Below are 23178 nucleotides of genomic sequence, written 5' to 3'. Positions count from 1 at the left end.
CTTGTTCGGTGAAGAAAATAGCTTTCAATCGTCGGCCACGAACAGGAGAACCGTGATGGACAACCCGAGCCGATCTAATTCCACATCGCTTGACAGCTACTGGATGCCTTTTACCGCCAACCGGCAGTTCAAGGCCGATCCCCGTCTGCTGGCGAGCGCCGAAGGCATGTATTACACCAGCAATGATGGCCGTCAGGTTCTCGATGGAACGGCTGGCCTCTGGTGCGTTAACGCCGGCCACGGACGCCAGCAGATTGCCTCCGCAGTGAAGCATCAGCTTTCCACTATGGACTACGCACCTTCATTCCAGATGGGTCACCCGGTCGCATTCGAATTTGCCGAACGGCTGGCGGAAATCGCCCCCGGCCCGGAAGGCGGCAAACTGGACCGCGTCTTTTACACTGGTTCGGGATCGGAATCGGTCGATACGGCGCTCAAAATCGCGATCGCCTATCAGCGAGCCATTGGCCAGGGGACGCGTAGCCGCCTCATCGGCCGCGAACGTGGGTATCACGGTGTCGGTTTCGGCGGCATTTCCGTGGGCGGCCTCGTCAACAACCGCCGCGTCTTCCCGCAAATCCCCGCCGACCATCTGCGTCACACCCACGATCTTACGAAGAACAGCTTCGTCAGGGGCCAGCCAGAGCACGGCGCCGAGCTCGCGGACGATCTAGAACGATTGGTCGCCCTGCACGGTGCGGAAACCATCGCCGCCTGCATCGTGGAACCCGTGGCGGGCTCCACCGGTGTCCTCGTGCCACCGAAAGGCTATCTGGAACGCCTGCGCGCCATCTGCGACAAGTACGGCATTCTGCTGATCTTCGATGAGGTCATCACCGGTTTCGGACGGATGGGCTCATCCTTCGCCAGTAATTACTTCGGCGTGACGCCCGATATCGTCACCACGGCGAAGGGGCTCACAAACGGAGCTATCCCCATGGGTGCGGTCTTCACCAGCCGCAAGGTTCATGATGCCTTGATGCATGGCCCCGAAAGCCAGATAGAACTGTTCCATGGCTATACCTATTCCGGCCACCCCGTCGCCTGCGCGGCAGGCATCGCAACGCTGGACATCTATCGCGACGAGGGCCTCTTCACCCGCGCCTCCGAATTGCAAGACGCCTGGCATGATGCCATTCATTCGCTCAAGGGCTCGCCCAACGTCATCGACATCCGCACCATAGGCTTCATCGCCGGCATAGAACTCCAGCCGCGCGACGGCGCGATCGGCGCCCGTGCCTATGATGTCTTTGTGGATTGCTTCGAACGTGGCCTGCTCATTCGCGTCACCGGCGACATCATTGCTCTTTCACCGCCGCTGATCGCCGAAAAATCCCACTTCGACGACATCGTTTCCATTCTCGGCGACGCGCTGAAAAGAGCGGAATAACTGGATTTACCAGGAAGGCTGCAATCTAAATTGCAGCCTTTTTCACTTTTCTACCAGTAACATGGAATGTTCCTGAATCGAGCGCAGGCCGCCCTCGCCCGTGGGACGCCATATGTGCCCTGTCAGATCACCATGCGGCCGGGACCGGCGCTTGAGCTTGGCCAGGCGGCTGGCGATGGCACGCACCTTTTCGACAAGGGGGCTCTCTTTTCAGATCGTTCTGCCAGTGCCACGCCGGCGAAGCGTATCGGCGACCGTATGGATATGCGCAGCGCCAATACCGCAGCAGCCACCGATCAGGGTGGCCCCCGCATCTGCCCAGGAGCAGGCGAAGCGGGAATAGACATCATCGGTCAGATCCGCTCTCGTGCCGTGCAGCCCCTCATTGGCGGCGGAGTCGCCCTGTTCGCCTTCGAAGGCATTGGCATAGACGCCAATATCCAGAGCAACACCCTTTTCCTTGAAGACGGCGGCTGTGGTTTCCACGGCAGCCCTCATCACTTCCGGCTTGCTGCAGTTGAAGAGCAGCGCTGTGGCACCTGATCCGGCGGCCCATTCGGCGGCGGAGCGCACGGTCTCGCCGGAACGCAGCTTGGGCTCCGCACCGTTCACCTGAGCGGGTTCGTCGTTCAGCGTGAAGGAAATCCAGAAAGGCTTGCCCGTCTCGGCTACCGCCTGCCGCACCGCCTCACCCTCAGCGACAAGGCTCAGGGTCTCTCCAAGCCAGACATCCACATGTGGCTGAAGATTTTCGACCAGCACCTTCAGATAGTCCTGAACGCGAGAGGGATCGAAATTTTCTGGCTCGTAGGAGCCAAAGATCGGAGGAAGCGAGCCGGCCACGGCCACATTACGCTTCGAAGCATCCGCCGCTTCACGCGCCAGGCGACCGGAAAGGGCGATCAGTGAAGCACCTTCTTTGTTGAACCGGTCTTCGCCGATATGAAAAGGGACCAGCGCATAGGAATTGGTGGTCACCACATCCGCGCCGGCCTCGATGAATTCCGCATGCACCTGGCGGACGATGTCCGGGGCGTTGATGAGCGCGAGCGCCGACCACTCGGGCTGCTTCAGTTCAGCGCCCAGCCGCTGCAATTCACGGCTCATGCCACCGTCCAGAATACGAATATCGCTCATGAGAACTCCTTGATAGGCTATCGGCGCACCGGCACCTGCGCCTCGATGAAACCGAAGCAGCGGGCAATGATGGCGGTGAGGATGAGATAAAAAATCGTCACGACGAAAAGCGGCTCGTAGACCAGCAGCGTGTCCTGCCGCACCTTGTAGGCGACGGCGTAAAGATCCATGACTGTCACCGTGAACGCAAGCGGCGTGGCTTTCAGCTGCATCACCACTTCACCCGCGATCGTCGGCAGCGCCGCGCGGATCGCGCGCGGCAGCCAGATGCGGCGCGCCAGCGTGAACCGGCTCATGCCGAAGGCCCTGCCCGCCTCAAGTTCGCCTTTCGGAACGCCGAGCAACGCACCACGAAGAACTTCGGCTTCATAGGCTGCGTAGTTCAGCGTGAAGCTGACCGCCGCAAAAAAGAAACCTTCGCGCAGCACCGGCCACAGAAAGCTTTGCCGCAGCCCCGGCACCATGGGCAAGAGCGACCCCACGCCGTAATAGAGCAGCCAGAGCTGTATCAGCAGCGGCGTGCCCCGAAAAAAGGTGCAATAACCACGCGCGAGAATCCGGATCATTCGGCCGCCGCTGACCTGCGCGAAGGCAAGTCCGATGGCGAGAACGAAACCGCAGCAGACGGAGATCACGAGCAGGGCGATCGTCTGCCATGCGCCGGAGAGAAGAAGCGGCCAGTATTTCCCGACCCAAGAAAAATCCATCGCCAATCTCCCTCACGCCAGACTGGGCTGACCACGGCGCACGTGCCGTTCGATCTGCCTGAAGATGACATTGGAGACGAGGGTGATCGCCAGATACATCAGGGCCGCAGCCATGAAGAACAGGAAATACTGCTTGGTACTTGCACCGGCGAGCCGGGTCGCGAGCGCCAGTTCCTGATACCCCACAACGGCGACAAGCGCACTGTCCTTGGTGACGGCGAGCCACAGGTTGGAAAGCCCCGGCAGGGCATTGGGCAAAAGCGCCGGTAGAACGACACGGCGAAACCGCAGGAGGGGAGACATGCCGAAAGCCCTCGCCGCTTCGATCTGGCCGTTGGGGATCGCCATTATCGCCCCGCGCAGCACTTCCGTCATGTAGGCGCCCTGCACGAAGCCCAGAACCGCCACTGCTGCTATGAAGCCGTTGACCTCGAGCACCGGCAATCCAGCCAGCTGCAGCAGGCGATTGAGCCCGTCGGTTCCGGCATAATAAAGCCCCACAATCAGGATCAGTTCCGGCACGGAGCGGATGAGCGTGGTGTAGAGATTGAGGACGGTTTCGAGCACGCGGTTGCCCGAAAGCTTGCCCAAGGCGCCCGCCATGCCGATGACGATGCCGATGAGATAGGCCCCGGCCGAGATGGCAAGCGTCGCTGCAGCACCCGTCAACAGAGTACCACCCCATCCCGGAGGATAGGGCGACAGAAGCTGCAACATTGTATCCAGGCTTGCCATCTGCCGAACCCGACCCGGATTACTTCGCGCCGTAGATATCGAAGCTGAAGTACTTCCTGGTGATCTCATCATATTTACCGCTGGCGCGGACGGCGGCGATGGCGGCGTTCAGCTTCTGCTTCAGTTCGGTGTCGTCCTTGCGTACGCCACCTGACACGCCAAGTCCGAGGATTTCCGGGTCGTCAGCAACATTGCCGGCATCCGCGCAGCAATCCTTGCCGGCATCGCTTTTCAGGAACGTGTCGAGAACAAGTGAGTCACCAAAGACGTAATCGATACGACCCGCAGCCAGATCCTGAAACGCCTCATCCAGCGTCTGGTAGGTTTTTTCGTCGGCTACGTCCTTGAAATACTTTGCATAATAGGCAGACTGAATGGTGGCGACCTGGATACCGATGGTCTTGCCTTTCACGTCTTCAGCCGTTGTCCCCGGCTTTCCGTCCTTGGCCCCGATCAGCTTGCTCGGGGTATTGTAATATTTGTCGGTGAAGCCAATCACCTTCTGGCGCTCCTGCGTGTTGGACATGGAAGACCAGATCACATCGAATTTCTTGCTCTCAAGCGCGGGAATGAGACCGTCCCAGGATAGCGCGACGATGGAGCATTTCTCCTTCATCTCGGCGCAGACGGCATCCATCAGGTCGATTTCCCAGCCCTGCCACTTGCCGCTGGCGTCCTGCGCGAAGAAAGGCGGATAGCTTTCGTTCATGACGCCGAAGCGGACGTCTGCGCTGGCGGAGAAAGCGGAGAGTGCGAAAGCCGTACCGGCCAGCATTGAGGCGAAGAATTTCATTTAAATCTCCTGTTACGAAAAAATCAGCTCGCGAGCGCGCCGGTGAATTCCCGGCACCTTGCACTCAGAGGATTGCCGAAGACGCGTTCCGGCGGTCCTTCTTCTTCCACGCGGCCTTGATGCAGGAACATGACATGGCTCGACACATCGCGCGCAAAACGCATCTCATGTGTCACCAGAAGCATGGTGCGGCCTTCCTCGGCGAGATCACGGATCACCTTCAACACCTCGCCGACCAGCTCCGGGTCCAGCGCCGAGGTGGGTTCGTCGAACAACATCACCGCCGGCTCCACGCAGAGCGCGCGGGCTATGGCTGCCCTCTGCTGCTGACCGCCGGACAGGAACGCCGGATAAGCATCCTTCTTCGTGTAAAGCCCGACCTTGTGCAGCAGCGCTTCAGCCTTCTCGATGGCTTCCGCACGTTTCACGCCCATCACATGCACCGGGGCTTCTATGATGTTCTCAAGTACAGTGCGGTGGGCCCATAGATTGAAATTCTGAAAGACCATGCCAAGACCGGTGCGCAAACGCTCCACCTGGCGCCAGCTCTGCGGCATGGCATTGCCGTCCCGACCGTACTTCACGGCCACTTCCTCGCCATTCACGATAACGCGCCCACGATCCGGAACTTCGAGGAAATTGATGCATCTGAGGAAGGTGCTCTTGCCGGAGCCTGAGGAGCCAATGACGGAAATGACGTCCCCTTTCTGCGCCTTGAGCGAAATACCTTTCAGAACCTCGTGAGAACCAAAGCTCTTGTGGATATCATCAACCGCCAATGCGCAGGGAACGTCAGTCGTCATCAAAGGGTCCGGGTCATGTCAATAGCTGCGCACATCTAGCAAAGTGCGCGTTTTCTGACGCGGAAATAACCGCTCTATTGCATCTCGGAAAGGAAAAAACATTCCCGCCAATGGAAAAGAAAGAAAATTGCGGTCAACTGCCGATATCCGGCCACCGTTCTCCGTACCGCCCTTTGGCGCAATCGGAGAGATATCACTGCGGAAATACCGCTATTGCGGAGATGCGCCGCGTCCTTCGGCCACGTCAACCGGCGGCGCCTGATTTTGCTGATCTCTTTTCACACCAAACTCGCATAACGCCAACCGGCGCATCGTCGCGAGCAACTCAAGGTCGATGGCTGCGCCATCATCCTTCAGCAGAAAATCCTGAAGAGTTTTGCGTATCGTCTTTTCCACGAGTTTGGCCTGCAACGTCTCATCTGATGTGAAACGGGCGGCCCACCGAACCAGAATTCGTCGTAGCAGACAATATTCGAAATCTGACGGATACAACATATGTGCGCCCCCCCCAAAAAGCAGGCGGGAGCACATAGTAACCCTCAGTTACCACCGCCTACGAATTCGGTTGATGGCAATAGATGAACCATAGCATCATTCAGATCGAAGTCGACCCGTGAATTCTGGCCCGTACAGAGTGCCCGCCTCGCATGGACATTATCCCGAGGCGATGCGTCAACTCCTGCAACCGGCAACGCCGTTCAAGCGGGCTGTTCTTTCACCCCGAGGAACATTTCTTGCCCATCACGGTTGGTGATGCCTCAACCATCAGGAGGCTCAACAATGAAGACCATTCTTTCCCTCGCGTTCGCGCTCGTCGCCGGAACTGCTTTGGCGCAATCCGCGACGGAATCCACTGGCGTCAATTCCGCACTCGGCGTCGCGCCAAAAACCGAGGATTTCATCTTGCAGGCCTCGGCAAGCGATATCTTCGAAATTGAATCAAGCAAACTCGCCCTCACCAAAGGAAACGAGGAAACCAAAGCCTTTGCGCAGCAAATGATCACCGAGCATGAGAAAACCAGTTCGGAACTGAAAACCCTGTTATCCGGCGGCAAGGTGAACGGGACACCGGTCACCGCTCTGACAGATGATCACAAGGAAGAGGTAGACGACCTCGCAAAACTCGACGGCAACGAATTCAGCGAAGAATATATCGATGACCAGGTCGATGCGCATGAAGACGCCGTTGATCTTTTCAAGCGCTACGCCGAAGGCGGCGATAATCCGGAGCTGAAGGCGTGGGCGGCAAAAACACTACCGGCGCTCCAGCATCATCTGGAAATGGCCCAGGGCCTCGACAAAAACTGACGATAGATGGCTGCTGGTGATCTTTGTGTGATGGAGAAGCTGGCGCGACACGGCTAGGCTCGCACCCAGACGTGCGAGTTGATCAGGCGGCGCGCCGGCGAAATTCTTCAGGCCGGATCCCGGCAGCAGAGCTTCACAATCCTCCGCGCGTTCATCGCAAGAAGGACGGCTGAAAAATGAACGATGCGAACACCCGAAACTACACTATCGAACAGATTCAGGAAGTATATGCGTTGAGCTTGGTGCAGGCGGCAGAACTGTTTGAACGGTTTGCAGGTGATAAGGCGGCCATCGACAAAATGATGAAGCGGTGTCCGCACAGAGAGCATAAAGAACAACGCTAGGTGCCGACGCTTATCGGCGCAGCGAAAATTCGTGTTTCCGATCTTGATCCGGGGCGCCGCCGCCCCAATATTTTTCAGGCTTCTTGATCTGGTTGTTTAAGATTGGAGGTAAAGATGAACAGCCCGGAAGTTTTGTTTAGAGCACCTGTTCGGGTGCGCATGCAATGCGGCCTTGAGAGATCGTTTCTCAGCGTTTACGACGCCCTGGATTTTCTGGAAAACGAATGGCCGCTTCGCCGTGGTGAACGCTATAAGCGGGCCGTGCAAAAATGCCGCGCCGCGCTGTCCAGGCTCGAAGCCGCGGAAGTGGCACGGGAAGCATTCATCTCCGCCTGCCTTGAGGCGAGCATGCCGCTGGTTATGGCCGGTCCGGTCCATTTCGATGAAATGTTGCCCATGAGCCGCGCAGTCGGCTAGAGGGCTGTGCCAGAACACATTTCCTGGCTAAGTCCCGCTGTTCCGGCGGGGCACCGGTAGCGTGCTGCGTCGTTTACCTGCGAGGTACAACGCCATGAATGATACCGACAGCGGACCGCCCGACGCGGTTGGCCGCCGTTGCCGGCGGCCCACACCTCTTGGGTCAGTAGGTCTGCATCGGCTGTGACAAGCCGTCACCGACCGCGCCATTGCCATATTGCGCGACAGGCACGCCTTCCTGACCAATCGGCACACCCTGCTGTGCGGGACCGAGCGCTGTCACCACAATCGGCGTCCCATCGGGCACGCGATTGTAGAGATCGACTATGTCCTGGTTCAGCAGGCGAACGCAGCCCGAAGACACGGATTTGCCAATTGTCCACCATTCGGGCGAGCCGTGCAGACGATAGATAGTGTCCTTGCCATCCTTGAAGATATAAAGTGCACGCGCACCGAGCGGATTCTTGAGGCCCGGCTCCATGCCGCCATTGCGGCTGCTATAAGGCTCCAGCTCCGGCTGACGGGCGATCATTTCGTCTGGCGGTGTCCAGCGCGGCCATTGCCGCTTGTACTGGATGACGCCGCGGCCCGACCACTCGAAGCCTGCGCGGCCAAGACCCACGCCGTAACGCATGGCCTGCCCGTTTTCATAGGTCAGATAAAGGAAATGGTTGGCAGTATCGACCACGATCACGCCGGGACGCTCGCCGGTCGGGTTCGCCACCATCTGCCGCAGGAACTGGCGCGGAATGCGCTTATAGGGAATTTCCGGCAGCGGGAACTGCTCGTCCGGTTTCGGGCCGTACATCAGCGCGTACATCGGATCTTCCGCGGGAGCGGCCGGCCTCGTGGCTTCACGTGCCGTGGTGTTGCAACCCGCAAGTCCGGCAAGTGCCAAACCGCCTGCTCCAAGCAGGAAACCCCGCCGGGTCGTCATCGTCTCGTTCAATTGAAAAACCTCATTTACGTCATCTCACACTGGCAAAGGGATCTGCCAGCGCCGCCTCGGGGCGGCTTATAGGGTACTTCGTGCCGGAAACCTGCGAAGCCATTGCCTTGGCGCCGCTCGATTTCAGTATGGCCCGGAAGCTCGGATGCATGCCGCCGTCTACATATGCGCTGAGGGGGGCGGAAGTTCCCTCGCTCATCGCCGCGGCAAGTTTTTGTTGCTCCTCGGCCAGCCTCGATGCCACCAGCGGGTCATTCTGGTTGACGGCCGGCGGGCATGCTGCCAGCGGATCGGCAGGCTCGCCTTCGGCAAATTCACTATTGAAGACATAACGGCGGCCACAGACGGAGACCTTGGGCTGGCGGCGCGTCACCTCGAAATAATCGTAACCTTCCTTCAGCGTCTTCCAGAAGGGCATGTTGGGGTCGTTCCGGTGCGCCACCATGTTCCTTGCGGTCATGCGGAAGGGATAGGCCTGGACCTGGAAGCGGTCCTGCCCACCCTGCAGCGCACGCGCGACAATGGCATAGATCTCACCCACCTGCGCGTCTGTCATCGCGTAGCAGCCGGAAGACGAACAGGCGCCGTGCACCATCAGCGCCTCGCCGGTATAGCCGAGCGCGGATTCCAGCCGGTTGGGATAACCGAGATTGAATGAGACGTAATATTGCGAGTTCGGGTTCAACATGCCGGCCGAGACATGATAAAAACCCTCCGGCGCCTGACGGTCTCCCGTTTTCATCTTCGGCCCGAGTTTTCCGGACCAGCGACACATGGGATATGTCTTCAGCAACGCATAATTGCCGGTCTTGTCGATCTTCCAGACCTCGAGCTCGCTCTCCTGCTTGAAGATGCGAACGAGAACCGGGCTTTCCGGACGCATGCTTTTGGCTGACATCTGCGCCATCATCTTGGACGACAGCTTCGGCGGGTCTTTTTTCACGCTGTCGAGACCCATTGAGGTGCACGCGGCAAGGCTACCGCCGATCGCGATGACCGCAGCCAGTCTTGCCCCCGTCTTGAACTTTTGCCGCAACCCCGCCACCGCGAAGTTCAGCACAGCCTGCATACCCATGGATATTTCTGCCCGCCTGATTTGCCCGCCTTTCCGGCAGACGCTTAACTATCGAAGGTGGCCACAACACGGCAACCTCATCCATGGACAAAGTCTCGTGAACAGACGTTACCCTTTCGTTAATCATAGGGACACAAGCCCGTGATGGTCTCCGGGCATGACGCCGGAGAAGCATCTAGCGAAGAAGCCCCTGGCCGCCGTCGATCCAGACCGGTGTGCCGGTCACGTGGCGGGACGCATCGGAGGCGAGAAAACCGATCAGCTCGGCGACATCCTCGCTCGTTCCCGCCACACCGCCCGTCACCGGAATATCTCCCGCGGGGAAGCGAACCGGCACCTCGGTTTTTTCCCGTGCGCGTATCTTTGTATTCTCGTCGATTGCCGTTTTGATCGCACCCGGGCACACTGCGTTGACACGGATGCGGTGCCGCCCAAGCTCCAGCGCCAGTTGCTGGGCCATGGCAAGCTGCCCTGCCTTTGTGACCGAATAGGCGGTCGCGCCGGGCGAAGTGAAGGTGCGCGTGCCGTTGATCGAGGAGACAATGACGATGGAACCGCCGCCTGCCGCCTTCAGATGTGGCACGCTGGCATGAACCGTGAGATAGGTGCCGCGGAGATTGATGCGTATCGTGTCGTCCCACTCCGAGGGTTTGAGTTCATCGATAGGCGCCCAGACACCGTTGACGCCAGCATTGGCCACCACGACGTCAAGGCGGCCAAAATCCTCCACCAGCGCTGCAACGGCGCTCCGCATGGCCTCCTCATCCGAAACGTCGGCGATGAGAATTTTCGAGGCGCCGGAACGAGCGGTAATGTCGTCGGCAACGTCCTCCAGTTCGGATTGCGTGCGCCCGAGCAGCCCGAGCGAAAAACCCTGGGTGGAGAGATGAAGGGCGGCGGCGCGTCCGATACCTGAACCGGCCCCGGTCACGAGAGCGACTTTACGAACAGTCAATGTCACAGCCCCCCTTTTCGCGAGGCGATGGAGGTAACGGTCGCCGAGACGGGATCACTGGCCGGAAAGCTGTCCTCCAGCCCCTCTTCCAGCTCCTCCTCCAGAACGTCACGGTCCCTCGCGGTCCGGGCGCTCGCCTGCACGCGCTCACACTGCTCGCGCGTTCCATCATTCTGAGCCGTTCCAAGGCGGGAAAATTGCGAGGGTGCGTCGGCGCCCTGGCGCGTTCCAAATGCGGTGAGTTGGACCATCACGGCGCTCGCCCGTTTAATCGCTTCCGCGTCGTCGATCCCTTCCAGGCCATCGGCAAGGCGAACCGAAACGTGATCGCCGTCGCTGCCGGCAAACTCGACGGAGATAGATCCGTCATTGCGTTTTACATAAGTCGTCGAAAGTTGCATGACATGCCCTCCGGCTGGAATTCATCGACAAGGCCGATGCGGGAAATGAGTAAAAGCTCACTTCAGAACGACATAGCGTGGAAGGGGTTCCGATGAATCAGGTCTTTGGTCCGGAAATGGACAAGAGTTTTTTCCTTCGCGACGCAGTGGATGTGGCCCGCGCGCTCATCGGAGCGGAATTTCGCGTCGGCAACACCGGCGGCGTCATCGTCGAGACCGAAGCTTATCATCGAGATGATCCGGCGTCGCACAGTTTCAATGGGAAAACCCCGCGCAACCGGGCAATGTTTGGGCCGGCCGGACGTCTCTACGTCTACCGGTCGTACGGCATTCACTGGTGCGCCAACTTCGTCTGTTCCCCGGGTTCAGCCGTGCTTCTTCGCGCGATCGAACCGCGAACCGGTATCGACATGATGAAACTGCGACGGGGAACTGACAAACTCAGACTCCTATGCTCCGGCCCGGGAAGGCTTTGTCAGGCAATGGCCATCACGGGAGAAATGGACGGCGCCGCGCTCGAGGCGCCACGTTTTTTCCTGCAGCTGCCGAAAACGGCAACCGCCGTCAGCATCGGCAGGCGGATCGGCATCAGCCGAGCGATCGATTATCCCTGGCGTTTCGGACTCGCGCACTCACCTTTTGTGAGCAAAAAATTCGAGTCACCCGATCCGGCCTAAAACACCTTCGGGGGCTCGTCGTTTTCGTCGGGATTGGGTGTGGGCACCTCGTCCGGCAAACGGTCGGGCTCCGGCTCTTTGATCGGGGGGATGTCGGGCTGGGGTGGAACCGGCATCGGCGGTTCCGGATAGAACTCAACCGGAATTGTCGTCATTGCGGTCTCCTGATGTCAGCGCCGCGGACCTCACGGAAGTCGCTGCTCTTGATCTATCGCGACACTGCGTTGCAACGCCGCCACTCAGACGACGCAACACCCAGCTCGCCCATCGGTCATAAAGCCGGGAAGGTCCTCTGGATCACGTTGCGCCGCCCTGCGGGTCGTAGGAAGGAAACGCAGGCGCGGTCCGTCCGTTCCGTTTTTTTCGAGGAAGATTTCGTGATCGCTCAGGCAAAACCGAGAGCGCTACGGGAAATGTCGCGATTTTCACAATAATCGCGTGAATGGGCTTCATGCCCGTGTTCGCGCGCCGTGGAACGTGTCAATTCCGGGCTCGTTACGTTGAGCAACGCATCGGCATAGGTGCCGGTCGCCTCGACGTCATCGATTACAGGCTGCTGTTGCGGTTTTAGAAATTCAAACATCCATCGTCCTCCATCGACACGTCCCTCAACGCGCCGGTCCGGGTCTCTGTTCCATGAACCCGATACCCTTCCGATTATACATGAGACGATGCTGTCGTATAGATGACTAAAGGCGAACGTTCTCAATCGGCGTTCACAAAATGGAGTGGAATCAGTGAGCTATGGCCCAAAGCTCAGGCAGGGCCAACCGATTCTCGCAAAATCAGTTCCACAGGCCACAGTTCCTGAACCTCGCGGACGGGGCGACCGCCGATGATCTGCAGAAGAAGGTCCGTCACCCTTATTCCTGCCATGCGCATGGGCGAGCGGGTGGTGGAAAGCGGCGGCATCATGCTTTCAGGCGTGAGGTAAGGAAACACATCGTCATGGGCGATGACGGAAACATCCTTGCCGATTGTCAGCCCCATCTGGGTCGCAGCACGGTAGACGCCCTGTGCCGTCATCATGGCACCCGCAACAAAGGCTGTCGGGCGCGGTGTCTGCTCCAGCAGCGAACGGGCGAAGCGGAACGCGGTCTCTTCGCTGAAGTGCTCGTTCATCATGAAGCGCGGATCGGGCGTAATGCCGTGGGTAGCCAGCGCCTCGCGGAAACCCTGTTCACGATCCCGTACGAAGGTTCGTCCGACCGGCCCATTGATGAGGGCTATACGCCGGTGGCCGCGCTCGAGAAAATGGATCGTCGGGCGATAGGTCACATCATGGTTGTCGATATCGAGCCAGGCATGTTCGAAGGGTGTCTTTGAGCGCCCGTGCACGATGAAGGGTACGCCGAGCCGGTTGAGCAGCGCGATACGCTCATCCTCCGGACGCGGTGAGTGCACGATAATGCCATCCACACGACCGCTCGCCGCCAGCCGGCTGAAAATAGCCAGCTCCTCATCGAGATTGTTGTCAACTGTCACGCTGACGAGAATGTCGGTCTCTTCCCGTTCCAGCCGGGTGGCCATGCCGCCCATGAATTCCGAAAAGAAATGTCCTCCGCCCGACCGGCCCATAACGACACCGATGGCGCCGGCCCTGCCGGTTGCCAGCCGCACGGCATTGGCATTCGGCAAATACCCGTATTTGAGCGCAGCCTCCATGACCCGCTGACGCGTTTCCTCACGCACTTCGGGATAGCCGCCCAGCGCTCTGCTAACGGTGGTGGGCGACAGGCCAACCTTTTCTGCGAATTCCTTGAGCTTCATGTTTTTTTGCCAATTCGCCCCCTGCATGCGTCGCCGCTGCGGATTTTTCAAGTCGACAAAAATTGAAAACGATTTCAATTTCTTCCCACCTGAAACCTTACAGTCCACCATCTTGAAAGGCAAATGGTGAAAATTTGCAGGCAAAAACGCCCGATTTTCGCTCGATTAGAAAGAGTATTGACAGATTGCCCGGCTTTTGCGAGCTTCCTTTTAGTCAAAAGCGCTTTCAATTTTGAGGACAATCGGGAGCGTCAACGGAGGAGTTTGACAATGAATATTTCCATGAAGACTTTGTTCCTGTGCGGCAGCGTACTTTCCGCCGCCGTTTCCGCGCAGGCGGCCGAGATTTCCATCGCCGCCAATTCCACCGGCAAGAACGTCGCATTCTTCAAAGAACGCATTGCGGCTTTCGAAAAACAAACCGGCCACAAGGTCAATCTCGTCACCATGCCATCATCCTCCAGCGAGCAGTTCAGCCAGTACCGGCTGTGGCTTGCCGCGGGTAACAAGGATGTCGATGTCTACCAGACGGACGTTATCTGGGCGCCGCAGCTTGCCGACCAATTCGTGGACCTGACCGCGGCGACCAAGGATGTCATCGGAGATCATTTCCCCTCCATCGTCGCATCGCAAACCGTGGACGGCAAACTCGTCGCCATGCCGATGTTCACAGACGCGCCCGCGTTGTTCTATCGCAAGGACCTGCTCGAAAAATACGGCAAGCAACCGCCGAAAACCTGGAAGGAGCTGAGCGAAACCGCGAAGGAAATCCAGGACAAGGAGCGTGAAGCGGGCCAGAAGGACCTCTGGGGTTTTGTCTTCCAGGGCAGCGCCTATGAAGGCCTCACCTGCAATGCCCTGGAATGGATTGCTTCCGCCGGCGGCGGCCATATCGTCGAAAGCAATGGCGATATCTCCGTCAACAATGAAAAGGCTGCTGCCGCCATCGAAACTGCCAAGGGATGGGTCGGCACCATCGCGCCGCAGGGCGTGCTTGCCTACAAGGAAGAGGAAGCGCGCGGCGTCTGGCAAACCGGCAACTCCGTCTTCATGCGCAATTGGCCCTACGCCTACGCGCTCGGCAATGGCGACGACAGCGCCATCAAGGGCAAGTTCGGCGTAACACCGCTCCCGGCTGGCGCCGAGGGCGAGGCACCGGCCTCAACGCTCGGCGGCTGGAATCTCGCCGTATCCAAGTATTCAGCCAACCAGGAAGCTGCCATTGAGCTCGTGAAGTTTATCGCATCCAAGGAAACCCAGAAGATGCGCGCCGTTCAGCTTTCCAACATGCCGACGATCGCTTCGCTTTACGACGACAAGGATGTTGCGGCCGCGCAGCCCTTCATGCCGACATGGAAGCCGATCTTCCAGACCGCCGTCCCGCGTCCTTCCGCCTCGGCCAAGGTGAAATATAACGAGGTTTCGGCCAAGTTCTGGGGTGCGGTCCACAACACGCTCTCCGGCAACGGCACGGCCGCTGAAAATCTTGAGCTTCTCGAGGTTGAACTGACCGATCTCAAAGGCAACGGCTGGTAATCCGGCCCGCGCGGGAACGGTCTCGCCTGATCGTCTCCCGCGCCCCAACCGCGAGATATCCCCATGAACGACATCGCCCTTCAAAGACCGGTCACGGCATCCGGCACAGGTTCCGATCTGCAGTCAGAACGCTTGAAATCCGCCTGGCTGTTCCTTGCCCCCACATTTCTCGTGCTGGCGCTGGTGGCGGGCTGGCCGCTCGTGCGCACCGTGTGGTTCAGCCTCACCGACGCCTCGCTCACCAATCTGGAGGGAGCACAATTCGTCGGCCTCAAGAACTATCTCACCTGGATCACGCTCAGCAGCGGCCGCACGATCTATCGAGGCCTGCTTGCCGACCCCGCATGGTGGGGGGCGGTTCTCAACACGCTGAAATTCACCATCGTTTCGGTCAGCCTCGAAACGGTGCTCGGCCTCATCGTCGCTCTGGTGCTGAATGCCGAATTCAAGGGACGCGGCCTCGTGCGCGCTGCCATTCTTGTGCCATGGGCCATTCCCACCATCGTCTCTGCGCAAATGTGGGCGTGGATGCTGAACGACCAGTTCGGCATCTTGAATGACCTGTTCCTTAATCTAGGCCTGATCTCCAACAAGATCGCCTGGACCGCCAACCCCGAGACCGCGATGATCGCCGTGCTTATCGTCGACATCTGGAAGACCACGCCCTTCATGGCGCTGCTCATTCTCGCCGGTCTGCAAATGGTGCCGAAGGACATGTATGAAGCGGCCAAGGTGGATGGCATCCACCCCGTCAAGGTGTTCTTCCGCGTTACCCTGCCGATGATCCGCCCTGCCCTGATGGTCGCCGTCATCTTCCGTATGCTGGATGCGATGCGCGTTTTCGACCTCATCTACATCCTGACGCCGAATAATGCCCAGACCCGCACCATGTCGGTGCTGGCGCGCGAGAATCTGTTCGATTTCGACAAGTTCGCCTATGGCGCCGCCGCCTCCACCATGCTGTTCCTCATCATCGCCTCGATCACGGTCATCTATATGTGGCTCGGGCGTGTCAACACCGATGGAGCCCAGCGATGACCTTGCCCAGCATCCTGAAAACCACCGCCTTTTATGCGCTGGTCGCCGTCATCATGGTGATTTCGGTATTCCCGTTTTATTATGCGATCCTGACCAGTCTGAAATCGGGCTCGGCGTTGTTCCAGGTTAATTACTGGCCGCGCGAATTTTCGCTCACCAATTACAGTTTCGTCATTGGCAACGGCACGTTCCTGCGCAATCTCGGCAATTCGTTGCTTGTTGCATCATCCGTCGTCATCCTGTCTCTGTTTCTGGCGGTCACCGCGTCCTATGCGCTTGCTCGCGTCCGCTTCCGGGGCCGCGCATTGCTGCTGCTCACCATTCTGTCGGTTTCGATGTTCCCGCAGATTGCCGTTCTCGCCGGCCTGTTTGAACTGATCCGCTGGGCGGGCATCTTCAACACGCCCTTGGCGCTGATCTTTTCTTATATGATCTTCACCCTGCCTTTCACGGTCTGGGTCCTGACAACCTTCATGCGCGACCTGCCGATCGAAATCGAGGAAGCAGCCATCGTTGACGGCGCATCGCCCTGGGTCATCATCACACAGGTGTTCATGCCTTTGATGTGGCCTGCGCTCGTCACGACGGGGCTCCTCGCCTTCATCGCGGCATGGAACGAGTTCCTCTTCGCGCTCACTTTCACCTCATCGAACGAGCAGCGCACGGTGCCGGTCGCCATCGCGCTGCTGTCGGGCGGCTCACAGTTCGAAATTCCCTGGGGAACGATCATGGCCGCGTCCGTCATCGTTACCGCGCCCCTCGTCGTCCTCGTTCTGATCTTCCAGCGACGCATCATCTCCGGCCTCACGGCCGGCGGCGTCAAAGGCTAGGAGAAACATCATGACCACCATTCAATTGCGCGATCTTCGCAAATCCTTTGGCGCCTTCGATGTCATCAAGGGCATCGACATGGATATCCGCTCCGGCGAATTCATGGTTTTTGTCGGCCCTTCAGGCTGTGGCAAGTCCACGCTGCTACGCCTCATATGCGGGCTGGAAGAAATCACCGGCGGCACGCTCTCCTTCGACGGTGAGACAGTAAACCGCCTGCCGCCCGCCAAACGCGGCGTCGCCATGGTCTTCCAGTCCTATGCACTTTATCCGCACATGACCGTGTTCGAAAACATGGCTTTCGGCATGAAGTTGTCGGGCGCGGACAAAGAACAGCGCAGGAAGCGCGTCGAAGCGGCAGCGGAGATGCTGCAGCTCACGCCCTATCTGGAGCGCCTGCCGAAGCAGCTTTCTGGCGGCCAGCGCCAGCGTGTCGCCATCGGCCGCGCCATCGTGCGCGATCCGAAGGTCTTCCTGTTTGACGAGCCGCTCTCCAACCTCGATGCGGCGCTGCGCGTGGCCACGCGTCTCGAGATCGCCAAGCTGCATCGCTCGATGCATGACACGACGATGATCTACGTCACCCACGATCAGGTGGAGGCGATGACACTCGCCGACCGCATCTGCGTCCTGCGCGACGGTCGGGTCGAGCAGATCGGCACGCCGCTCGAGCTTTACGAAAGTCCGGTCAACACCTTCGTCGCCGGCTTCATCGGCTCGCCGAAGATGAACTTCCTGGCAGGCAAGTATGCGGAATCGGAAGGCGCAAAAACGATCGGTGTCCGGCCGGAACACATCACCATCGCCAGCGACGGCAGCGGTTGGGGTGGAGAAATCGTGCATTCGGAAATGCTCGGATCGGACAGCTACATCTATGTCGAGATCGGCGCCGGTGAGCCCGTTGTCGTACGTGAAGAGGGCGTGACCGGCCGCAAGGCGGGCGAGCGTATCACCATCGTGCCGGATACGGCGCAGATCCACCGTTTTGACGCCGAGGGCCGGGCAATTGCCCGCAACCCCGCTCGCGGCGCCGCCTGAACCTAACTTCCGCCGGGACAACCCAAGTAGCCGGCTTTCACCAAGGAGCATGAGAATGACCATCAACACCGTTGTATGGGGCGAAAATATTCACGAACACATCAATGAGACGGTGCGTTCGATCTATCCAAACGGCATGCACAACACCATCGCCGATGCGCTGAACCAAAATCCCGAGATCAACGCCACCACCGCCACGCTGCAGGAGGCGGAGCACGGCCTTTCACAGGAGCGTATCGACAAGACCGACGTTCTCGTCTGGTGGGGCCACAAGGACCACGGCGCAGTTCAGGATGACATTGTGGAGCGCGTCGCCAAGCGCGTCTGGGAAGGCATGGGCCTCATCGTCCTGCATTCCGGCCACTTCTCCAAGCCGTTCAAGCGCCTGATGGGTACGCCTTGCGCACTGAAGTGGCGCGAGGCGGGCGAACGCGAACGCCTGTGGACCATCAATCCCCGCCACCCGATCGCCGCCGGCCTGCCCGAGCATTTCGAGCTGGAAAACGAGGAGATGTATGGCGAGCAGTTTTCCGTACCGGAACCGCTCGAGACCGTCTTCATTTCCTGGTTCCAGGGCGGTGAAGTTTTCCGTTCGGGTCTCACCTGGCGTCGTGGTGCCGGCAATATCTTCTATTTCCGCCCCGGCCATGAAACTTATCCGACCTATCACGACGCCAATGTGCAGAAGGTCATCAGCAATTCTGTAAAATGGGCCTATAATCCGGTCGGCGCCCTGAAGAGTATTCACGACGCGCCGAATGTTCCCGTCGATAAGGCGCTCGAGCCTATCGAGGAACGTGGTCCCAAGCTGCATAAGGCAGGCGAAGCAGGTTACAGGTAAGGGCTTGGAGATACTGGCATGAGACTTCTCATTCTCGGAACCGGTGGCATGGCCAACAACCATGCCACATATTTCTCTCAGATCCCCGGCGTCGAACTGGTTGCGGCGGTGGATGTGGACGACGTGGTGGCACGGGCCTTTGCGCTGCGCCATAACATCCCGCTCTCTTTCACTTCGCTGGATGACGCCATTGCCTGGGGTGAATTCGATGCGGCGGCGAATGTCACGCCCGATGCCATCCATCACCCCACGAGCCTGAAGCTGCTTGCGGCGGGCAAGCACGTTTTCTGCGAAAAACCGCTGGCGGAAAACTACGCGAATGCCGCCGAAATGGCCGACGCGGCCGAAAAGGCCGGCCTCGTTGCCATGGTCAATCTCACCTATCGCAACGTCGCCCCCTTGCAGGCCGCGCGCGAGATGGTGCTGGCCGGCAAGATCGGCAAGGTTCGCCATCTGGAAGCCTCCTATCTCCAGAGCTGGCTCGTTTCCAAGGCATGGGGCGACTGGATGACGGAGAGCAAGTGGTTGTGGCGGCTTTCCACCAAGCATGGCTCGAACGGCGTGCTGGGTGATGTCGGCATCCACATACTTGACTTCGCCTCTTATGGCGCAGGCAGCGATGTGCAACGCATCTTCACTCGGCTGAAGACCTTCGACAAATATGAGGGCAACAAGATCGGCGCTTACGATCTGGATGCAAATGACAGCTTCACCATGACGGCCGAACTGGAAAACGGCGCCATGGGCGTCATTCATGCCAGCCGCTGGGCGACGGGCCACCTCAACGAACTTCGTTTGCGCATCCACGGCGACAAGGGCGCACTCGAAGTCATTCACACGCCCGACTATTCCAGCCTGCGTGCCTGCATCGGCGAGGATGTGGAAAAGGCGATCTGGAAGACGATCGATGTCGATCCCGTGCCGACGAACTACGAAAAATTCGCCAAGGCCGTGATGGAAGGCGGCGTCGCCGATCCCGACTTCCGCCACGCTGCCAATCTGCAGAAGGTACTCGATCTGTCGATCATTGCGGATCGGGAGAGACGCGAGTTGGCCGTTTCGGCTTGATGTGAAAGAATAACCTGCGGCATCACTTTGCCGCAGGTTTCTTCTCCCCGAGGGGAGAAGGTGGCCCGAAGGGTCGGATGAGGGCCAACGTTGCCGGATTTCGGAGAGCTCGCCCCCTCATCCCGCTGCCGCGGACGTCTCCCTCTCGGGGAGAAGAAACAAGCGGCTTACACTCGCTCAATACATTGTGCGCTTCTTGAGGATGCAAACTAAAGCGTAGAATTTCACTCCCGCACAACTTCACACCCCGCGCTTGTTCCCCCATAACAACACATGCAGCTGCGGCAGCACGCGGGCGGAAAACCAGCGATCTTCGCTAACCTTATCCACCAGCCACAACATCCGCTCCATTACCCCATCGATATCGACACGCGCATCGTCATCATCCGGCGGCGGCGGGGTGTGGTTGCCGGGCTGGAGGTAAACCGGCAAATACGGGAAACGCGCGGATGCCGCTTTGGCATAGGCGTAATCCGCATCGTCAAAGACCACGATCTTCAGGGCCACCTGCGGCCCTTCGCCGGCAGCGGCAAGACAGACTTCAAAAGCCTGCCAGTCCGTTTCCATGCCGCTCGATGGCGGCTTGGGGCTCAGAACCAGATGGTCGAGATCGGCAAACCAGTCTTTGGCGATACTGCCCTGCGTTTCCAGCGCGAAACGATAGCCTTCACCGTGCCCTTTTGCGATCAGCGACCCAAGCGGCTGGATGGCCGGATTGCCGCCAGACAGCGAGACCGTCAGCGGTACGCCACCGGAAAGCCGCCGCACCTCCTGCCAGATTGCATCGACCGGCATCGGTTTCCACGTGTCGCGATAATCGCTATCGACCGCGTGCAGCGTATCGCACCAGGAACAGCGATAGTCGCAGCCGCCAGTGCGAACGAAAACCGTCGGCAGACCGATCAGCAGACCTTCGCCCTGAATGGTCGGGCCGAAGATTTCACTGATGCGGATCGTGGTGTCCTTCGCTGCACTCTTTTGTCGGGCCGCCGTCATGGCCGGTATTCTGCCCAGGTCTTGGCGGTTTCGCTGACGCGGATGGCACTGGTTTCAGGCAGACGATCCTTGCACCAGTCATAGAAATGCTTCGCCAGGCATTCCGCCGTGACCCGGTCATGGCCGAGGACATCATTCAGGTGACGATGATCAAAATGATCGTCGATATAGCGCTTCAACGGTGCGAGCTCGTGATAGTCGCGCACGAAACCGTGCTCGTTCAGCTCTTCGCCTGACAGTTCCACTTCGACGATGTAATTATGCCCGTGCAGCCGATTGCACTGGTGATCCGACGGCAGGCTTTTCAACTGGTGCGAGGCGGAAAAGTGAAATTCCTTGGTGATGCGGAACATCAACGCACCTCCTGCGCCGCAAAAGCATGGGTCGCGGCCACCCAGAAATCCGGGTCCTCATAGTCTGTCGGATCGGTGACGCCGGCAAGATGGAAGGCTTCGCGCCGCTCCACGCAGGTGCCGCAGCGGCCGCAGTGACGCAAGCCGCCCTTGTAACAGGACCATGTTTCACCGAAGCGCGTTCCATATTTCGCGCCATCGGTCACGATGGCCGCCTTGGAAACGGTGACGTAGGGCGCAAAAAGTTTCACATCAGCATAACCTTCAAGCGCATGCGCCTGCATGGCGTTGAAGCTGTCAATGAAGCCCGGCCGGCAATCCGGGTAGATGAAGTGATCGCCGCCATGAACGGCAATCGCCACTGCTTCCGCCTGTTGCGCGGCAGCCAGGCCGAAAGCGATGGTGAGCATGATGGCATTGCGGTTCGGCACCACGGTGGAGCGCATGGTCTCTTCGGCGTAGTGGCCATCAGGCACCTCCACATCGTCGGTCAGTGCGGAACCGGTGAGATGCGCGCCGATGGTTCTGATGTCGATGACATGATGCGGCACGCCGAGCCGTCTGGCGCAATCGGCGGCAAAATCCAGTTCCTTCCTGTGGCGCTGGCCATAATCGAAGGAGACGAGAGCTAAAAGTTCATGTTCCGCGGCGATTTTATGCGCAAGCGAAACGGAGTCCAATCCGCCGGAGCAGATGACGATGGTTTTCATAAGTTGGGATCCCTTGTTTTGACCGGGTGGGCTGCGACCGGATTACAGGGGCGGCTTTAAAGCAAAGCGGGGAATTTGTGAAGGCCCTAGCTGAAATCACGAAAAGCGGCAAAGTTACCTTCACCGCTTTTCAAGGAATGATCTTCCGTCCTCAGCGCAGCAACGCCTGCGCCTCCTCAATGCCGAGCGCGGCCGGCTGCGTGCAGGTCGTCGTCATCTCGATGAAACGGCCCTCTTCGCCGGACTTCAGGATCGACGTCATCACGTCGATACCGTGCAGGGAACGATCCAGCGAGCAGCGCGCGTCGCGCCCCTCCAGAATGGCAATCGCCATATCGGCAAGACCGGCCGTGCGGTAATTTGCACGCGGACCGTTCGGGCTTTCCTGATTGGCGATGCCGAAGGGGTGAGCCCAGTCTTCCAGCGGCTGGATATTCTTGTCGCGACCGCTGGCTTCGACAACACCGCCGAAGAAATTCGGATCCGGCACGTAGATCGAGCCTTCCGTGCCATAGAGTTCCATATTGGCATGACGATGCGACCAGACATCCCAGCTCGCCGAAAGCGTGATCGTCGCACCATTCCCGAATTCCAGCAGGGCATGGATATTTGTCGGGGTCTCGACAGGGATGATCTCGCCGTTCAGCGGCTGGCTGGTCACCGTACGGGTCGGATTTGCCATCGAGGTGAGCGCGCCGACACGTTTGACCGGGCCAATGAGGTTGATAAGATTGGCGATGTAATACGGACCGAGATCGAGGATCGGCCCGCCGCCCTTGAGGAAAAAGAAGCCCGGATTGGGGTGCCACATTTCCATGCCGGGGCTCATCACATGGCATGTGCCCGACGTAATGCGGCCGACCTTGCCGTCATCGATATATTGCCGGGCAAGCTGATGCGCTCCGCCGAGGAAGGTGTCCGGTGCGCAGCCGACGGAGAGGTTCTTCTCGCGGGCGATGCGCCGCAGTTCCTCGCCCTCTTCCAGCGACAGCACCAGCGGCTTTTCCGAATAGACGTGCTTACCCGCCTCGAGAATGGCTTTCGATACCGGAAAATGCGCGGCGGGGATTGTAAGGTTCACCACCACGTCGATTTCCGGGTTGGCGAGCAATTCCTCGATGGACTGCGCGACAACACCGAATTCTTCCGCTCTCAGTTCCGCTGCATTGCGGTTGAGGTCAGCGCAGGCCAGCACCTTTATGCCCTTGAAGAGCGGTGCCAGCGAAAAATAAGCAGACGAGATATTGCCGCATCCGATGATGCCGACGCCAAGATCTCTGGCCATGATGAAACTCCGAAATCTGAG

At 59.1% G+C, this 23178-nt stretch carries 28 protein-coding genes; 11 read left to right on the top strand and 17 right to left on the bottom strand.

The features are described from left to right. Positions 1-55 precede the first annotated feature (55 nt). Entirely contained in the window at positions 56-1390 is a 1335-nt protein-coding gene (gene aptA, locus FHW77_RS18095) for an omega-aminotransferase AptA (RefSeq protein ID WP_182590616.1), read from the top strand. A gap of 210 nt (positions 1391-1600) precedes the next feature. On the opposite strand, the gene FHW77_RS18090 is transcribed toward aptA, so the two are convergent. The 6 genes from FHW77_RS18090 to FHW77_RS18065 form a co-directional block, all read right to left on the bottom strand. Next, positions 1601-2527 carry a homocysteine S-methyltransferase family protein gene (locus FHW77_RS18090; protein WP_182590615.1) on the bottom strand — a complete coding sequence of 309 codons (927 nt, stop codon included), beginning with the start codon at positions 2525-2527 and terminating at the stop codon, positions 1601-1603. A gap of 17 nt (positions 2528-2544) precedes the next feature. Beyond that, positions 2545-3234, bottom strand: coding sequence for an ABC transporter permease (locus FHW77_RS18085; RefSeq protein ID WP_064263132.1), 690 nt, complete (start codon positions 3232-3234; stop codon positions 2545-2547). A 12-nt stretch (positions 3235-3246) separates the two neighbouring features. Beyond that, positions 3247-3969: an ABC transporter permease gene (locus FHW77_RS18080; protein WP_111813358.1), complete on the bottom strand. Its 723-nt coding sequence runs from the start codon at positions 3967-3969 to the stop codon at positions 3247-3249. Between the two features lie 19 nt (positions 3970-3988). Then, positions 3989-4762, bottom strand: coding sequence for a transporter substrate-binding domain-containing protein (locus FHW77_RS18075; RefSeq protein WP_112416052.1), 774 nt, complete (start codon positions 4760-4762; stop codon positions 3989-3991). Between the two features lie 23 nt (positions 4763-4785). Further along, on the bottom strand, positions 4786-5565 hold the full coding sequence (locus tag FHW77_RS18070) for an ABC transporter ATP-binding protein (RefSeq protein WP_112416053.1): 780 nt from the start codon (positions 5563-5565) through the stop codon (positions 4786-4788). 210 nt (positions 5566-5775) lie between these two features. Beyond that, the gene (locus FHW77_RS18065) at positions 5776-5976 is read right to left on the bottom strand and encodes a hypothetical protein (protein ID WP_035211052.1); all 201 of its coding nucleotides are present in this window, start codon (positions 5974-5976) and stop codon (positions 5776-5778) included. Positions 5977-6345: 369 nt separating this feature from the next. Between FHW77_RS18065 and FHW77_RS18060 the strand changes: the two genes are divergently transcribed. From FHW77_RS18060 to FHW77_RS18050, 3 genes are all read left to right on the top strand, one after another. Next, entirely contained in the window at positions 6346-6873 is a 528-nt protein-coding gene (locus FHW77_RS18060; RefSeq protein ID WP_142186705.1) for a DUF4142 domain-containing protein, read from the top strand. Between the two features lie 176 nt (positions 6874-7049). After that, positions 7050-7217, top strand: coding sequence for a hypothetical protein (locus FHW77_RS18055; RefSeq protein ID WP_182590614.1), 168 nt, complete (start codon positions 7050-7052; stop codon positions 7215-7217). A gap of 114 nt (positions 7218-7331) precedes the next feature. Next, complete coding sequence (locus FHW77_RS18050; protein WP_004438551.1) at positions 7332-7634, top strand: DUF982 domain-containing protein; 303 nt, start codon at positions 7332-7334, stop codon at positions 7632-7634. Between the two features lie 163 nt (positions 7635-7797). On the opposite strand, the gene FHW77_RS18045 is transcribed toward FHW77_RS18050, so the two are convergent. The 4 genes from FHW77_RS18045 to FHW77_RS18030 all read right to left on the bottom strand — a co-directional run bounded on the left by FHW77_RS18045 (position 7798) and on the right by FHW77_RS18030 (position 11014). Next, on the bottom strand, positions 7798-8583 hold the full coding sequence (locus tag FHW77_RS18045; RefSeq protein WP_044459825.1) for a L,D-transpeptidase: 786 nt from the start codon (positions 8581-8583) through the stop codon (positions 7798-7800). Between the two features lie 19 nt (positions 8584-8602). Continuing rightward, positions 8603-9658: a L,D-transpeptidase family protein gene (locus tag FHW77_RS18040; protein WP_035211054.1), complete on the bottom strand. Its 1056-nt coding sequence runs from the start codon at positions 9656-9658 to the stop codon at positions 8603-8605. Between the two features lie 175 nt (positions 9659-9833). Further along, a complete protein-coding gene (locus FHW77_RS18035) occupies positions 9834-10619 on the bottom strand; it encodes an SDR family oxidoreductase (protein ID WP_004438541.1) in 786 nt (261 codons plus the stop codon). After that, positions 10616-11014, bottom strand: coding sequence for a hypothetical protein (locus FHW77_RS18030; protein ID WP_044459824.1), 399 nt, complete (start codon positions 11012-11014; stop codon positions 10616-10618). Before FHW77_RS18030 ends, FHW77_RS18035 begins: the two co-directional genes overlap by 4 nt. Positions 11015-11106: 92 nt before the next feature. Between FHW77_RS18030 and FHW77_RS18025 the strand changes: the two genes are divergently transcribed. Next, positions 11107-11691 carry a DNA-3-methyladenine glycosylase gene (locus tag FHW77_RS18025; RefSeq protein ID WP_044459823.1) on the top strand — a complete coding sequence of 195 codons (585 nt, stop codon included), beginning with the start codon at positions 11107-11109 and terminating at the stop codon, positions 11689-11691. Here the strand turns inward: FHW77_RS18025 and FHW77_RS18020 are convergent. The 3 genes from FHW77_RS18020 to FHW77_RS18010 form a co-directional block, all read right to left on the bottom strand. Further along, complete coding sequence (locus FHW77_RS18020) at positions 11688-11846, bottom strand: hypothetical protein (protein WP_082055445.1); 159 nt, start codon at positions 11844-11846, stop codon at positions 11688-11690. The two genes, FHW77_RS18025 and FHW77_RS18020, sit on opposite strands and share 4 nt — an antisense overlap. Positions 11847-12076: 230 nt before the next feature. Further along, positions 12077-12274, bottom strand: coding sequence for a hypothetical protein (locus FHW77_RS18015; protein ID WP_006698591.1), 198 nt, complete (start codon positions 12272-12274; stop codon positions 12077-12079). A 173-nt stretch (positions 12275-12447) separates the two neighbouring features. Continuing rightward, entirely contained in the window at positions 12448-13461 is a 1014-nt protein-coding gene (locus FHW77_RS18010; protein ID WP_044459944.1) for a substrate-binding domain-containing protein, read from the bottom strand. A gap of 270 nt (positions 13462-13731) precedes the next feature. On the opposite strand from FHW77_RS18010, the gene FHW77_RS18005 reads away from it, so the two are divergent. The 6 genes from FHW77_RS18005 to FHW77_RS17980 all read left to right on the top strand — a co-directional run bounded on the left by FHW77_RS18005 (position 13732) and on the right by FHW77_RS17980 (position 19813). Continuing rightward, the gene (locus tag FHW77_RS18005) at positions 13732-14997 is read left to right on the top strand and encodes an ABC transporter substrate-binding protein (protein WP_004438522.1); all 1266 of its coding nucleotides are present in this window, start codon (positions 13732-13734) and stop codon (positions 14995-14997) included. Between the two features lie 63 nt (positions 14998-15060). Next, on the top strand, positions 15061-16035 hold the full coding sequence (locus tag FHW77_RS18000) for a carbohydrate ABC transporter permease (RefSeq protein ID WP_004438520.1): 975 nt from the start codon (positions 15061-15063) through the stop codon (positions 16033-16035). Then, positions 16032-16865, top strand: coding sequence for a carbohydrate ABC transporter permease (locus tag FHW77_RS17995; protein ID WP_004438518.1), 834 nt, complete (start codon positions 16032-16034; stop codon positions 16863-16865). The genes FHW77_RS18000 and FHW77_RS17995 overlap by 4 nt, the downstream gene beginning before the upstream one ends. 10 nt (positions 16866-16875) lie before the next feature. Beyond that, positions 16876-17904, top strand: a complete 1029-nt coding sequence (locus FHW77_RS17990) for an ABC transporter ATP-binding protein (RefSeq protein WP_044459822.1) — start codon at positions 16876-16878, stop codon at positions 17902-17904. A 55-nt stretch (positions 17905-17959) separates the two neighbouring features. Then, positions 17960-18745, top strand: a complete 786-nt coding sequence (locus tag FHW77_RS17985) for a ThuA domain-containing protein (RefSeq protein WP_182590613.1) — start codon at positions 17960-17962, stop codon at positions 18743-18745. A gap of 18 nt (positions 18746-18763) precedes the next feature. Then, positions 18764-19813, top strand: coding sequence for a Gfo/Idh/MocA family protein (locus tag FHW77_RS17980; protein WP_004438510.1), 1050 nt, complete (start codon positions 18764-18766; stop codon positions 19811-19813). A 240-nt stretch (positions 19814-20053) separates the two neighbouring features. Here the strand turns inward: FHW77_RS17980 and queE are convergent, their stop codons facing one another. From queE to FHW77_RS17960, 4 genes are all read right to left on the bottom strand, one after another. Further along, a complete protein-coding gene (queE, locus tag FHW77_RS17975; protein WP_044459820.1) occupies positions 20054-20809 on the bottom strand; it encodes a 7-carboxy-7-deazaguanine synthase QueE in 756 nt (251 codons plus the stop codon). Next, positions 20806-21162 (bottom strand): 6-carboxytetrahydropterin synthase QueD, encoded by a 357-nt coding sequence (queD, locus tag FHW77_RS17970; protein WP_004438504.1) that lies wholly within the window; start codon positions 21160-21162, stop codon positions 20806-20808. Before queD ends, queE begins: the two co-directional genes overlap by 4 nt. After that, a complete protein-coding gene (gene queC, locus FHW77_RS17965; RefSeq protein WP_044459819.1) occupies positions 21162-21872 on the bottom strand; it encodes a 7-cyano-7-deazaguanine synthase QueC in 711 nt (236 codons plus the stop codon). Before queC ends, queD begins: the two co-directional genes overlap by 1 nt. Before the next feature lie 151 nt (positions 21873-22023). After that, positions 22024-23157 carry a Gfo/Idh/MocA family protein gene (locus tag FHW77_RS17960; protein WP_044459818.1) on the bottom strand — a complete coding sequence of 378 codons (1134 nt, stop codon included), beginning with the start codon at positions 23155-23157 and terminating at the stop codon, positions 22024-22026. Positions 23158-23178: the final 21 nt, after the last annotated feature.

The sequence above is a fragment of the Agrobacterium sp. RC10-4-1 genome (assembly GCF_014138475.1).
GTDB classification, from domain to species: Bacteria; Pseudomonadota; Alphaproteobacteria; order Rhizobiales; family Rhizobiaceae; genus Agrobacterium; species Agrobacterium pusense.
Note: the sequence above shows the minus strand (reverse complement) of the source record. Positions and strands in the feature narration are given on the sequence as shown.